This window comes from Mycoplana ramosa, from assembly GCF_041930185.1.
Lineage (GTDB): Bacteria > Pseudomonadota > Alphaproteobacteria > Rhizobiales > Rhizobiaceae > Mycoplana > Mycoplana ramosa.
Genome location: NZ_JBHEEW010000001.1, coordinates 328,170 through 340,990, shown reverse-complemented (window position 1 = coordinate 340,990; position 12,821 = coordinate 328,170). Strand labels below are relative to the sequence as shown.

11 protein-coding genes and 1 pseudogene are annotated in these 12,821 nt (G+C 66.5%); 5 read left to right on the top strand and 7 right to left on the bottom strand.

Annotation, left to right across the window (positions count from 1 at the left end):
* Positions 1-137 precede the first annotated feature (137 nt).
* From JNC62_RS01540 to JNC62_RS01530, 3 genes and pseudogenes are all read left to right on the top strand, one after another.
* Complete coding sequence (locus JNC62_RS01540) at positions 138-434, top strand: cupin domain-containing protein (protein WP_374835276.1); 297 nt, start codon at positions 138-140, stop codon at positions 432-434.
* Entirely contained in the window at positions 431-1,348 is a 918-nt protein-coding gene (locus JNC62_RS01535; protein ID WP_374835274.1) for an MBL fold metallo-hydrolase, read from the top strand. The genes JNC62_RS01540 and JNC62_RS01535 overlap by 4 nt, the downstream gene beginning before the upstream one ends.
* A gap of 9 nt (positions 1,349-1,357) precedes the next feature.
* A pseudogene (locus JNC62_RS01530) lies at positions 1,358-1,511 on the top strand (MmcQ/YjbR family DNA-binding protein); the annotation flags it as partial.
* On the opposite strand, the gene JNC62_RS01525 reads toward JNC62_RS01530, so the two are convergent.
* The 3 genes from JNC62_RS01525 to JNC62_RS01515 all read right to left on the bottom strand — a co-directional run bounded on the left by JNC62_RS01525 (position 1,508) and on the right by JNC62_RS01515 (position 3,882).
* On the bottom strand, positions 1,508-2,395 hold the full coding sequence (locus JNC62_RS01525; RefSeq protein ID WP_374835272.1) for a PhzF family protein: 888 nt from the start codon (positions 2,393-2,395) through the stop codon (positions 1,508-1,510). The pseudogene JNC62_RS01530 and the gene JNC62_RS01525 sit on opposite strands and share 4 nt — an antisense overlap.
* A gap of 205 nt (positions 2,396-2,600) precedes the next feature.
* Entirely contained in the window at positions 2,601-2,852 is a 252-nt protein-coding gene (locus JNC62_RS01520) for a GlsB/YeaQ/YmgE family stress response membrane protein (RefSeq protein WP_374835270.1), read from the bottom strand.
* A gap of 127 nt (positions 2,853-2,979) precedes the next feature.
* On the bottom strand, positions 2,980-3,882 hold the full coding sequence (locus tag JNC62_RS01515; protein WP_374835655.1) for a DUF1499 domain-containing protein: 903 nt from the start codon (positions 3,880-3,882) through the stop codon (positions 2,980-2,982).
* A gap of 232 nt (positions 3,883-4,114) precedes the next feature.
* Between JNC62_RS01515 and JNC62_RS01510 the strand changes: the two genes are divergently transcribed.
* Together JNC62_RS01510 and JNC62_RS01505 are read left to right on the top strand one after the other, a co-directional pair.
* Entirely contained in the window at positions 4,115-4,507 is a 393-nt protein-coding gene (locus JNC62_RS01510; protein WP_374835268.1) for a hypothetical protein, read from the top strand.
* Between the two features lie 73 nt (positions 4,508-4,580).
* The gene (locus tag JNC62_RS01505; RefSeq protein ID WP_374835266.1) at positions 4,581-4,841 is read left to right on the top strand and encodes a hypothetical protein; all 261 of its coding nucleotides are present in this window, start codon (positions 4,581-4,583) and stop codon (positions 4,839-4,841) included.
* Between the two features lie 9 nt (positions 4,842-4,850).
* Here the strand turns inward: JNC62_RS01505 and ppdK are convergent, their stop codons facing one another.
* The 4 genes from ppdK to JNC62_RS01485 all read right to left on the bottom strand — a co-directional run bounded on the left by ppdK (position 4,851) and on the right by JNC62_RS01485 (position 12,811).
* Positions 4,851-7,538 (bottom strand): pyruvate, phosphate dikinase, encoded by a 2,688-nt coding sequence (gene ppdK / locus JNC62_RS01500; protein ID WP_374835264.1) that lies wholly within the window; start codon positions 7,536-7,538, stop codon positions 4,851-4,853.
* Positions 7,539-7,720: 182 nt separating this feature from the next.
* A complete protein-coding gene (locus JNC62_RS01495) occupies positions 7,721-7,867 on the bottom strand; it encodes a hypothetical protein (protein WP_374835262.1) in 147 nt (48 codons plus the stop codon).
* 486 nt (positions 7,868-8,353) lie between these two features.
* The gene (locus JNC62_RS01490) at positions 8,354-11,818 is read right to left on the bottom strand and encodes a chromosome segregation SMC family protein (RefSeq protein WP_374835260.1); all 3,465 of its coding nucleotides are present in this window, start codon (positions 11,816-11,818) and stop codon (positions 8,354-8,356) included.
* A 168-nt stretch (positions 11,819-11,986) separates the two neighbouring features.
* A complete protein-coding gene (locus JNC62_RS01485; RefSeq protein WP_374835258.1) occupies positions 11,987-12,811 on the bottom strand; it encodes a DsbA family protein in 825 nt (274 codons plus the stop codon).
* Positions 12,812-12,821: the final 10 nt, after the last annotated feature.

The window sequence follows — 12,821 nt, the reverse complement described above, 5'->3', positions numbered from 1 at the left end:
CGCCATGAGGGCGATAACGGTTTGAATCTGCGCCCGCTTCTTCCTCGGAAATCGATTCCGGTCGTCGGGGTTATGCGCTAAGGTCGCCGCCGCGCGCGCCGCCTCGTGGGCGTGGCGCCAATTGCAACGGAGAGACCATGAGCCAGTTCCGCGCCCGCCCGCCCGCCATGCCCACCCTGCTGCTCGACGACGCGGTCGTGCGTGTCACCCGCTGGGATTTCGAACCCGGCGCCGACACCGGCCATCACGTGCATGGGCTCGGCTACGTGGTCGTGCCGATGACCGATTGCCACCTCTTGATCGAGGACGAGAGCGGCACCAACCGCGTGCATCGGCCGGCCGGCCTCGTCTACCGCCGCGAGGCGGGCGTGGCCCACAATGTGGTCAATGGCGGCGACGCGCCGATGAGCTTCATCGAGATCGAGTACAAGTGAGAAAGCCCACCGCACCCGCCTTCAATCTCGAGTTCCAGCCGGCCCACGGCGAGGCCGTGCCGGTGGCGGAGCATGTGCAGCGCATCACCGTCAACAACCCCTCGCCCTTCACCTTCCACGGCACGAACAGCTATATCGTCGGCGACCGCTCGGTCGCGGTGATCGATCCGGGGCCGGAGAACGAGGCGCATTTCCAGGCGCTGATGACGGCGCTGAAAGGCCGCGAGGTCACCCATATCGCCGTCAGCCACACCCATCGCGACCACTCGCCGCTTGCCCGCCGGCTGAAAGCGGAGACGGGTGCCATGATCGTCGCCGAAGGACCACATCGGGCGGCGCGCCCGCTCCATGCCGGCGAGACCAACCCGTTCGCCGAAAGCTCCGACAGCGACTTTTCACCCGACCTTGCGCTTTCCCATGGCGAGCGCGTCATCGGCGACGGCTGGTCGCTGACGGCGCTTCTGACGCCCGGCCACACCGCCAATCATGCCGCATTCGCACTCGACGACACCGGCATCCTCTTTAGCGCCGATCACGTCATGGCCTGGGCCACGTCGATCGTGGCGCCGCCGGACGGCGCCATGGCCGACTACATGGCCTCGCTGGAGATGCTGCTCGAGCGCGACGACCGGCTCTACCTGCCGGGGCATGGCGGGCCGGTGCTGGAGCCCGCCGCGTTCCTCCGCGGCCTGCGCACACACCGCAAGATGCGCGAGCGGGCGGTGAAGGAACGGATCCGCAAGGGCGACCGGCGGATCCCCGACATGGTGAGGGCGATCTACAAGGACACCGACCCGCGCCTGCACGGCGCTGCAGCCCTTTCCGTGCTGGCGCACCTGGAGGACCTCGTCGAGCGCGGCGAGATCCTCAGCGATGGCCCGCCATCGCTGAAGGGCGTCTACCTGCCCGGTTGATGTGGTTGCTATCTCGCCTCGCGCGGCATGAGCTGGATCCAGCGCTTGACCGACGAGGGGATGCCCGACAAGGCCCTGCAGGACTATCTGCGCGAGAGCCACCGGCTGGTGGCGGCCGGGCCTGAGGAAGCGAATGAGGGCAGAGCTGGGGTTGGACGACTAAAGCAGCGCCTCGCCCTGGAACACCGGCACGCAGGAGCCGCCGACCGTCGCGCGGATGCCGTCGGCACTGCGCTGCGCCGTGAGCTGCAGCAGGCTCGGGCGGCCCATCTCGACGCCCTGCGTCAGCGTGAAGGCGGCATGGTCGCCACCGTCGAGCGAGAGCAGCAGCGCCGCGACCGTCGCGCTGGCGCTGCCGGTCGCCGGATCCTCCCAGGTGCCGCCGATCGGCGCAAACATCCGCGCCCGGATATTGGCGCCGTCACGGGCATAGACGAACAGCGAGAACCGGCCCTCCAGCCCGGGATGCGCGTTCCTAACCACCCGGAAATGGCTGAGGTCCGGCGTGGCCCGGCCGAGCGCCTCGGCCGTCACCTCGGCCAGCACGAAATGCACGCCGACCGAGGCCCGTACCGGCTTGTGGTTCGCCACGACGACGTCGGCAGGAGCGAGGCCGGCGGCAGCGGCGATCGCCTCGGCCGGCAGCTCGATCCCGGTTGAAAGCGGCTGAGGCGCGGCGATGGTCGCTCCCGTAACCTCGCCCGAGGCGTCGCGGGCGACCTTGACCTCGACCAGCCCGGCGATCTCCTCGAAACGCAGCAGGCCGTCGCGATCGCGGCCATGGCGGGCGAGCACGAAGGCGGTGCCGACATTGGGGTGGCCAGCGAAGGGCATCTCGTGCGAGCGGGTGAAGATACGCACGCGCGCCGTATCGGCCGGGTCGTCTGGCGGCAGCACGAAGGTCGTCTCGCTGTAGTTCATCTCGGCGGCGAGAGACTGCATCTCCGCATCGCTGAGGCCCCGCGCATCGGTGAAGACCGCAAGCTGGTTGCCGCCGAAGCGGGTCTGCGTAAAGACGTCGACGGTCTCAAAAGCATATGTGCGCATGTCGGTCTCCCCGCCGCCGGTCGAAGCGGCCCGGACGCCTTGATGGCCATCGATTGCCGCCCGGCGATAATCAAGGTGCCGAATGCGATCGATCACATCGGGCGATGGCGGGCGCCTCAGCGCCCCGACTCGTCATAGCTCAAGCTCCAGCCCGAACCGATGAACCAGCAGCGGCCGGGCGAAGCGGCCGCGGCCGCAGCCGTTGCTAGCGCCTGATCGCGCGCGCGACCGCGATCAGAATGCACGCGCCGATGAAGCCGGCGATCAGGTAGCCGACCCATCCCCCGAGGTTCACGCCGATCAGGCTCAAGATCAGGTTGGCGACAAACGCGCCAACGATGCCGAGCACGATGTTCATGACGACGCCCATTTGCGACTTCATGAACATCTCGGCCAACCATCCAGCAATGCCGCCGATGATGATGGCGGCGATCCAGCCCACGCCTGCGTTTTCCATGTGCACGGCCCTCGGTTGAAGATCAACTCAGGATAGCGCGCCTTGTAAAGGCGTCAAGCAAAGACGCCGTCGACGCGGCTAAGGTACGCCTGCGAGGGCCGTCGCTAACCGATTGTGGCGATGGACCTCAGTCGCCGGCGATCCCCAGAAGTTCGGCGTCCAGCGCCTTCAGATAGCGCTCCACGAAAGCGGCGCCCAGGCCAAGGTCATGCGGACCGTAGCGCGAGGCAACGCGCATATCGACAAGCGCCGTCTCCTCCTCCTCCCGCAAGCGGATCAACACGTCGAAACGGAAGCCGAACAACAGCGAACGCCACTCGCCCTGCAACAGCACGTCGCTCGGCCCGCCGCTGTTCGGCAGCAGCCCCTGCTCGATCGGGCGCTCCGAAGGAACGGGGACGACGGCGATTTCGCTTTCGCCGGACTTGCCCGCTTCCGGCTTGACCACCAGGTCCTCCAGATCGGCGATCACGTTCTCCATGCCGCTTTCCTCGGTGAAGACGATGCCCTGTTCCTCGGCAACCTTGCGCACCCCCTGCAGGACGCGGTCGAGCGCGCCCTCGTAGCGGCGACCGGTCAAGCCCGGATAGGCGACTTCCTGGACCTCCCGGTCCCTGACCGTCACCGGCGGCCGCGGCAGAAAGTCCTGGTTCGCAAGCGGCACCTTCAGCCAGGGGGGCGACGCATAGGGATCAGTCGTTACGTCGTAGAGCATCGGCCGGGTGAAATAGGCCTGGGCGGCATAGCCGGCCACGCCGAGCGGAAGGGCGGCAAACAGGAGCGCGGCAAAGGCCGCCTTGCCGCCCCGCGCGCCGACCCGCCACAGCCGGACCAGTCCGATGACGGCGAGCAGCACGGCGCACAAGGCAAGACCGGCAGCGATGCCGGCAAGCACGAGGAAGTGTGGCGTCGTCAGCGGCCCGAACCGATGTGACAAGGCGGCAGCGAGAAAAAGCACGAGCGCAAAGGCTGCCATGCGGCGCGCCCAGTGCGCCGCATGGGAATAGGGCCGCTCGTATCGAATGACCATCGCCATTGGCCGCTCCTCTTCTCTGCCGCGCGCCGCCCGAAGCGCGACAACGCAAAACACTGCAACAAACAACTCTCTCGCGGCGGCAAGGTCAATCCGTGATCCGGCCGTGATCGACCGCGATCCGAAATCGGTGGACCAGATCGCGAGACGCCGAATCTCCTTGTGTGCCGCAAAAATGCCACGCTCGTTAACGATTTTCCCCCATGGGCGGGCAAATGGAGAATACTGCATGGCATCGACATCGATGATTGGCCAGGACGTCCGTCTGGCCTTGCCTCCCCCGGCCAGCGAGCCTGCCCTCGCGCTGGAATTGATCGAACTGGAACTGTCGCTCGACGGGTTTGCCACCGAGCAGGACGGTTTTTCCGAGGCGGTGCGCCGCGCCGCCAAGGCGCTCGAGGGCGAGTTCCTCTTCGACCTGCCCGCTTCCGGGCTTGCCGAGGATTGCCAGCGGATCGCCGCCCTGCGCATCCCCGAGGCAAACGGCAACGGCATGAAGATCGTCTTTGCGCTTCTTGACGGCGACGGCACGGGCATTCGCGTGGAGGACCCATCGGCAGAGACGACCGGGCTGAAGAACTTCGCCGATTCCTTCGTGGGTGTTCTCGAGCGCATGCAGTGAACTTGCCGGCCCGATCGCGACCGCTATATCGCTTCGGGTAGAAGCGATGCCACGCTGTCGATGGAGGCCCCTGATGCGCGCGCTGATCCTGGTTGCGCCTGCCGCCATGGCCGCCGTCCTTGCCGGTTGCCAGACGATAACGCCCGAGCAGCAGCGCGCCGCCGACGAGCGCCAATGCCTCGATTATGGGTTCAGGCGCGGCACGACCGCCTTTGCCGACTGCCTCCAGCGCATCGACCTCGACCGCAGCGCCAACGCGCGCGCCAGACGCGTCGAAACGGCCGTGGAATTCGGCTGGTACCGTCCCTGGTATGGCCCCGGACCCGGCTGGTGAGCACCGCCGTCAGTCGTTCGATCGGCCCGCCGATGTCCGCCCGACAAAAGCCGCCTGTGCGGCCGCAAGGCGTGCGATCGGCACCCGGAACGGCGAACAGGAGACGTAGTCGAGCCCCGCTTCCTCGCAGAAATGGATCGACGCCGGATCGCCGCCGTGCTCGCCGCAAATGCCGAGCTTGAGGTTGTTGCGCGTCCGCCGGCCGCGCTCGGCGGCGATCTGGATCAGTTCACCCACCCCGTCGAAGTCGAGTTGGACGAACGGATCGCGCTCGACGATCCCCTTCTGCAGGTAGGTCGACAGGAACGCGGATGCGTCATCGCGCGAAATGCCGAACGTCGTCTGGGTCAGGTCGTTGGTGCCGAAAGAAAAGAACTCGGCCGATTCGGCGATCACATGGGCGCGAAGGGCCGCCCGCGGTAGCTCGATCATCGTGCCGATCAGATATTCGATGCTGACGCCGGCTTCGGCGATCACCTCCCTGGCCACGGCCTCGATGCGCTCCTTGACGAAGTCGAGCTCGGCCTTCAGGCCGACGAGCGGCACCATGATTTCCGGCACCACGGCAGCGCCCGTACTCTTGGCCGCCAGACAGGCCGCCTCGAAGATGGCGCGCGCCTGCATCTCGGCGATTTCCGGATAGGAGATCGCCAGGCGGCAGCCGCGGTGGCCCAGCATCGGGTTGAACTCGTGCAGGGCATCCACCCGCTGGCGCAGTTCCGCCGGATCGAAGGAAAGGATCGAAGCGACCTCTTCGATTTCCGCGTCGGTCTTCGGCAGGAATTCGTGCAGCGGCGGGTCGAGCAGGCGGATCGTCACGGGCAGGCCGTGCATGATCTCGAACAGTTCGACAAAGTCCGAACGCTGCATCGGCAGGAGCTTTGCCAGGGCTGTGCGGCGACCGGCCTCGTCTTCCGCGAGGATCATCTCGCGCATCACGTTGATGCGCCCGTCCTCGAAGAACATGTGCTCGGTGCGGCAAAGGCCGATGCCTTCCGCGCCGAAGGAGCGCGCGGCGCGAGCATCGGCCGGTGTCTCGGCATTGGTGCGCACCTTCATGCGGCGGGTGGCGTCGGCCCATTCCATGATGCGGCCGAAATCGCCGGACAGCTCCGGCTGCAGCATCGGGATCGCCCCCTTCAGCACCTGGCCGGACGAGCCGTCGATGGTGATGATGTCGCCCTTTTTCAGCGTCACGCCCTGGGCGATCAAGAGTTCGTTGCGCAGGTCGACACGCAGCGTGCCGGCTCCCGAAACGCAGGGCGTGCCCATGCCGCGGGCAACGACGGCCGCGTGGCTTGTCATGCCGCCGCGGGTCGTCAGGATGCCTTCGGCGGCGTGCATTCCGTGGATGTCCTCCGGGCTCGTCTCGACGCGGACCAGGATGACCTTGCGGCCCTCGTCCTGCGCGTGGACCGCCTCCTCGGAGGTGAAGACGATCTCGCCGGTGGCCGCACCGGGCGATGCCGGCAGGCCCGAGCCGATCACATCGCGCCGGGCGCGCGGGTCGATGGTGGGATGCAGCAACTGATCGAGCGAAGCGGGGTCGATGCGGGCGACCGCCTCTTCCTTGCTGATCAGCCCCTCCTCCGCCATCTCGACGGCGATCTTGAGCGCGGCCTTGGCGGTGCGCTTGCCGGAACGCGTCTGCAGCATCCAGAGCTTGCCGCGTTCGATCGTGAACTCCAGATCCTGCATGTCGCGGTAGTGGCCCTCGAGCCGCGCGCAGATCTCGCTGAATTCGGCGAAGGCCTCGGGCATCAGCTTTTCCAGCGACGGCTTGTCGGAGCCGGAAGCGATACGGGCGTCTTCGGTGATGTTCTGCGGCGTGCGTATGCCGGCAACGACATCTTCGCCCTGGGCATTGACTAGGAACTCGCCATAGAGCGCGCTTTCGCCGGTCGAGGGATTGCGGGTGAAGGCAACGCCGGTCGCCGAGGAATTGCCGAGATTGCCGAACACCATCGCCTGGACGTTGACCGCCGTGCCCCAATCGGCCGGGATATTGTGCAAGTTGCGATAGGTGACCGCGCGGGCGTTCATCCAGCTGGCGAAAACCGCGCCGATCGCGCCCCACAGCTGCACTTCGGGATCCTGCGGGAAGCTTTCTCCCAGCTCTTCCTCGATGGTCTGCTTGTAGCGCGCAATCACATGCTGCCATTCGACGGCGGAGAGCTCGGTGTCCTGCTCGTGGCCGAGGCGTGCCTTTTCGTCCTCCAGGATTTCCTCAAACACCTCGTGGTCGAGCCCCATGACGACGTCGCCGTACATCTGGATGAAGCGGCGATAGCTGTCCCAGGCGAAGCGCGCATCACCGGCATCGTGACCGAGCGCCTGCACCGTCTCGTCGTTCAGACCGAGGTTGAGCACCGTGTCCATCATGCCCGGCATGGAGGCGCGTGCGCCGGATCGAACCGACAGCAGCAATGGCCGCTCGTTGTGGCCAAAGGTGCGACCCGTGATCTCCTCCATCCGGCGGATGCCCGAACGGACCTCCTCCTTCAGGCTGTCGGGAATGGTGCGACTGTTTTCATAATAGTGGGTGCAGGCAGTGGTGATGATCGTCAACCCGGGAGGCACCGGCAGCCCGAGCTTGCACATCTCGGCGAGATTGGCGCCCTTGCCACCAAGAAGATTGCGATCACCGGCATGCCCCTCGGCGGTCCCCCCGCCAAAGGTGTAAACCCACTTCTGCATTGCCGTTCTCCACCCCCGAAACTGTCTACTGCGACAGATTTATAACATATGACACGCGTTGGAAACGGAGTGCCGCCGACAGATTGTTGCAATGCACCAAAAAGGCAACGGCACCGCAGCATCAAAAACGACATGCAAGACCGTGTTTTGCGTGTTTGCGCCAAAGACCGCTTTGGGAGGCGTCATTTTTCCTGGATCGACAGCCCGTCCTTGCCGACCCGGATCTCGACGCCATCGGGCTGCTTCTCTTGTTGGTAGGCATAATAGGAGAAGCCCGCCACCACGACGACGAGCGCACCGATGATCATGTAGAGGGCATTCTTGCTCATGGTTATCCCCTGCGTTCTGTTCGGTAAATCAACGCGGTGCGGTTGCAATTGTTCCGTTCGCGCTCGCGCGGCGGGACTCGCTTGAACGGGTTAGACCGCCTGCCGGCAGACCCCAAATGGTTGCCGAGCGCCCCCCGTGGCAGCCGATCTGGACATCTCGCCACAATCAGAGATAGCATTTCGGTCGGTTCAGGGTTTCGAGAGCGGAAGCAGCTGGCGCCGCGACCAGCCGGCGCATCGAGGAGGATGGGCCACCTCGACACAGGCGAGTGCCTCGCTCTCGAACAGGAGGTGATGTTATGAGGCGAATGCCGACTAGCATCGCGCTTATCTTGAGGAAGACCCGGACGGGCTGGTTAATCTCCGTCCGGATCCATTTCACAAGATAACGTAAACGGCGGGCAAAGGCAGCAACCTTGCCCGCCACTCCTGGAAGATAACCTCGACGCGGTTGCGTTTCAAGCGAGCAACATTCGCTGCCGCGCGCTACACCGCTTCGCGCAGCTGCTCGGCGGTCTGCAGGTCGACGGAGACGAGCTGGGACACGCCCTGCTCGGCCATGGTGACGCCGAACAGGCGGTTCATGCGGGCCATCGTGATCGGATTGTGGGTGATGATGACGAAACGGGTCTCGGTGGAGGCCGCCATCTCGTCCATCAGGTTGCAGTAGCGCTCGACATTGTGGTCGTCGAGCGGCGCGTCCACCTCGTCGAGCACACAGATCGGCGCCGGGTTGGTGAGGAAGACGGCGAAGATCAGCGCCATTGCCGTCAGCGCCTGCTCGCCACCCGACAGCAGCGTCATCGTCTGCGGCTTCTTGCCGGGCGGGCGGGCGAGGATTTCGAGACCGGCATCGAGCGGATCCTCGCTCTCGATCAGTTGCAGCTCCGCCGTACCGCCGCCGAAGAGGTGGGTGAAGAGCCGCTGGAACTGGGCGTTGACGATATCGAAGGCGGCAAGCAGCCGCTCGCGCCCCTCGCGGTTCAGGCTCTGGATAGCCGAGCGCAGCTTGCGAATCGCCTCGATGATGTCCTCGCGCTCGGTGATGATCGCCTGCAGCTTCTCCGAAAGCTCCTTCTGCTCCTCCTCGGCGCGCAGGTTGACCGCACCGAGCCGCTCGCGTTCGATCTTCAGGCGATCAAGCTCGATTTCGGTCTCGCGCGGATCCGGCAGCGGCCTGTCGGCGGGGTGCTCGGCCAGCTTCAGCGCCTCGTGCGGGGCGCAATGCAACGCCTCGCGGATGCGCGCCTCGCCATCGACGCGACGCTCGCGGGCGGAGACCAGGCGCTCCTCGGCGCGACCGCGCTTCTCGCGCGACTCGGCCAGTTGCGACAGCGCGGTAGCGGCGACCTGGTCGGCTTCGCGCTGGCGGTTTTCCGCCGCCTGCAGTTCGTCGGCAGCGACGCGGCGGGCCTGCTCGGCCAGGGCAAGTTCGCTCATCAGCGAGCGGCGTTTTTCCTCGATCTCCTCCGGAGCCTCGGCGATCTGCTCGGCCTCCTCCTGTGCTTCGGCCGCACGCTCACGCAGCGAAGCGATGTGGCGCTCGGCATTGGCGGCGCGGTTGCGCCAGGTGTCGCGCTCGGCGGCAATCGCCGTCAGCCGCCGCCGGCGCTCGGCCATTTCGCGGGCAAGGCCGTCATGGAGCGCACGCGCCTCGGCCAGGGCGGCGCGGTCGGTGGCGACCGCGGCCGACTGCGTCGAAAGCCTCAAGTCAAGCACGGCGACATCGGGTGCCTCCTCGAGCACGCTTCGTGCCTCCTCGAGCGCGTCGGCCGCCTCCTCCACCTGCCCCTCGAGCTGCGCCTTCGTCTCGGAGAGAACGTCGCGACGGCGGATCAGGTCGCCCGAGGCCCGTTCTGCGGCTTCAAGCGCCTCGCGCGCCTCCGCCAGCGCACGGACGGCGAGCCGCTGGGCGTCACGCGACATCTGCACCCGTTGCATCTCGGCGCGAACGGCGGCCGCAGCCAGTTCGAGGCCTTGCTGTGCGGCCGCGAGCGTACCTTGTGCCTCGGTCAGCTCCAGTTCCAGCTCGCGAAGACGGTTCTTCTGCGCCAGTCGCAGGGCGGCGGCACTTGGGGCATCCGCACCGGTCACATGACCGTCCCAACGGAAGACCGCACCCTCGCGGGTGACGAGGCGCTGGCCCGGCTGCAGGACGGAAAGAATTGCAAGCGCCTGTTCCTGGTCGGCGACGATGCCGATCTGTCGCAGGCTGCGGGTCAAGACTGCGGGGCCGCGCACGTGGGACAGCAGCGGCACGACACCATCGGGCAGGCTCGCGTCGTCGGCGCCCTCGCCGGCAAGGCGCCAATGTGCGGGGGCAGCCGTGTCCGCCGGTGAATCCAGATCGTCGCCAAGCGCGGCGCCGAGCGCGGCTTCAAAGCCTTTGTCGACCTGCACGTCCTCGACAATCGGGGCGAAGGAACCGCCGACGGTGCCGGCTTCCAGGATGCGCCGGATGGTCCGCATCTCGGTTTCGACGGCGTTGACCTGTCCGCGCGCCGCTTCCACCGGAGGACGCGCCTCGATTTCGGCAAGCCGCGCCGTCTCGAGCGCCTCTTCAGCCTCGGCGAGGCGCTCGCCCGCCTCTTCCAGCACACTCTCGGCGGTCTGGACGTCTTGCCGCTTCTGCTCCGGATCCGGCAGTGCGGCGATGCGCTCGTCCATGGCCGCGATTTCGGCTTCGAGGTTCATGAACTGCTGGGCAAGGCGCGCCCGGCGATCGGAAAGATCGCGGATCGTCTTTTCAAGCTGGTTGCGCGCCGCCTGGGCCTCGGCGCGCTCGGCCGTAATCGCGCCGAGCACCTGTTCGCTGTCGGCCAGCTTTTCCGCAGCGGCATCCATGGTCTCGCGCGCGGCCTCCGCACGGTCGTCGGCCTCGCCGAGGATTTCGCCGATCTCCTCCTCCTCGCCCGCAAGCCGTTCGAGGATTTCGGCGTTGTCGGCGACCATCGCCTCCTCGCGCGCGATGTCCTCGGCGAGCTGGGTCAGGCGGCGGGCCAGCTCGTCGCGGCGGCGCAGCAGACGGCCGGCATCCTCCTCGAGTTGCGAACGGGCAATCTGCAGGCGCTGCAGGGCGGCGGCGAACCTTGCTTCATTCTCGCGCAGTTCCGGCAGCTTCAGGCTGGCAATGGCCTGAACCTTCGCAGCCTCCATCTGCATTTGCGCCCGTTCGGCGACCAGCGAGGTTGCCTGGTTCAGCTGGCTTTCCGCCTCACCTTCGGCCTCCTTGGCCTGGGCCCAGCGGATGTGCAGCAGCATCGCCTCGTGGCGGCGGATGTCGGCCGACAGCATCTTGAAGCGGTTCGCCTGGCGCGACTGGCGCTTGAGGCTGTCGATCTGGCTTTCGAGCTGCGAGGTGACGTCGTCGAGGCGCTCCAGATTGGTTTCGGCGGCGCGCAGCCGCAATTCGGCCTCGTGCCGGCGCGAGTGCAGGCCGGAGATGCCGGCGGCCTCTTCGAGCAACTGGCGGCGCGCCTGCGGCTTGGCCTGGATCAGTTCGCCGATCCGCCCCTGTCCCACCATCGAGGGCGAGCGGGCGCCGGTGGAGGCGTCGGCGAAGAGAAGCTGCACGTCCTTGGCGCGTGCCTCCTTGCCGTTGATGCGATAGACCGAGCCCTGCTCGCGCTCGATGCGGCGCGACACCTGGATCTCGTCGCTGTCGTTGAAGGCCGCCGGCGCGGTGCGGTCGGAATTGTCGAGGTAGAGGCCGACTTCCGCGGTGTTGCGCGCCGGCCGATTGCCGGAGCCGGAGAAGATCACGTCGTCCATGCCGGACGCGCGCATGTTCTTGTAGGAGTTTTCTCCCATGACCCAGCGCAGCGCCTCGACGAGGTTCGACTTGCCGCAGCCGTTCGGGCCGACGACGCCGGTGAGGCCGCGTTCGATGACGAACTCGGTCGGCTCGACGAAGGACTTGAAGCCAAGAAGGCGGAGCTTGGTGAATTTCATGAGTATACCCTCCCCTTGAGGGGGAGGGGCGGAGCGCAGCTCCGGGGTGGGGTGATCGCCGCGCTCGTCACCCCCACCCGCGCATTCGCGGGACCTCCCCCCTCAAGGGGGAGGTATATCTCAGCCGCGCGGCTTGGGCCGGCGCCCGCATGCAAAGCGGCGTCCAGATCAGAGCTTGCTGTCGATAAGGGCCGACATGGTGTCAACCGACATGCCTCCGGAATAACGCTGGCCGTTGATCAGGAAGGTCGGCGTTGCCGCAATGCCGAATTCCTTGGCACCGCGCTCGCGTACCGCGTTCACATCATCGAGAAGTTTCTGGTTCGTCAAGCAAGCCTCGAAGCTCTCCTGTGTAAAACCGGCGAGTTTCGACATCTGCAGCAGTGCTTCGCGGCCGTTTTCCGCCGCGGCCCATTGTTCCTGCTGCTTGAACAGCATGGAGATCATCGGGAAATACTGCTCGGTCGGCGCGCAACGGGCCAGCATGAAGGCGGCCGCGGCACGCGGATCGAACGGGAATTCGCGCACGATGAAGCGGACCTTGCCGGTGTCGACATACTTCTGCTTGATCGGCTCGAAGGTCTCGTTGTGGAAGGTGGCGCAATGCGGGCAGGTCATCGACATGTATTCGACGATCGTGACCGGCGCGTTCGCGTCGCCGATGGCCATTTCCGGCAGCGGGCCGGGCTCGAGCACCTTGGCCATGTCGACGTCGCCGTCGGCGGCCGGGACCTCGGCCTTGACGGCGGGAGCAGCCGGGGTCGACTGGGCCGCAGGCGCCTGGGCGGTTTCGCTGGCGGCAGGGGCAGTCGCCGCGGTGGTGGCCGTGTCCGCAGGTTTGGTTTCGGCGCTTTCCGTCGCGGCCGGCTTGGGCTCCGGAGCCGACGCCGTCTCCTTCTTCTCGTCGCTGCAGGCGGCAAGCGTGACGGCGAGCGCGGTAACGGCGACGCCGCCCATCAGTCGCTTTAAAAGGCTCATTTCGGAAAGGGACATGGTCGCTCCT

What these genes read in the sequence shown, in the direction of transcription:
- JNC62_RS01540 (WP_374835276.1), top strand. Translation starts at nt 138, where the DNA reads ATGAGCCAGTTCCGCGCCCGCCCGCCCGCCATGCCCACCCTGCTGCTC.
- JNC62_RS01525 (WP_374835272.1), bottom strand. Translation starts at nt 2,395, where the DNA reads ATGCGCACATATGCTTTTGAGACCGTCGACGTCTTTACGCAGACCCGC.
- JNC62_RS01520 (WP_374835270.1), bottom strand. Translation starts at nt 2,852, where the DNA reads ATGGAAAACGCAGGCGTGGGCTGGATCGCCGCCATCATCATCGGCGGC.
- JNC62_RS01515 (WP_374835655.1), bottom strand. Translation starts at nt 3,882, where the DNA reads ATGGTCATTCGATACGAGCGGCCCTATTCCCATGCGGCGCACTGGGCG.
- JNC62_RS01510 (WP_374835268.1), top strand. Translation starts at nt 4,115, where the DNA reads ATGGCATCGACATCGATGATTGGCCAGGACGTCCGTCTGGCCTTGCCT.
- JNC62_RS01505 (WP_374835266.1), top strand. Translation starts at nt 4,581, where the DNA reads ATGCGCGCGCTGATCCTGGTTGCGCCTGCCGCCATGGCCGCCGTCCTT.
- ppdK (WP_374835264.1), bottom strand. Translation starts at nt 7,538, where the DNA reads ATGCAGAAGTGGGTTTACACCTTTGGCGGGGGGACCGCCGAGGGGCAT.
- JNC62_RS01495 (WP_374835262.1), bottom strand. Translation starts at nt 7,867, where the DNA reads ATGAGCAAGAATGCCCTCTACATGATCATCGGTGCGCTCGTCGTCGTG.
- JNC62_RS01490 (WP_374835260.1), bottom strand. Translation starts at nt 11,818, where the DNA reads ATGAAATTCACCAAGCTCCGCCTTCTTGGCTTCAAGTCCTTCGTCGAG.
- JNC62_RS01485 (WP_374835258.1), bottom strand. Translation starts at nt 12,811, where the DNA reads ATGTCCCTTTCCGAAATGAGCCTTTTAAAGCGACTGATGGGCGGCGTC.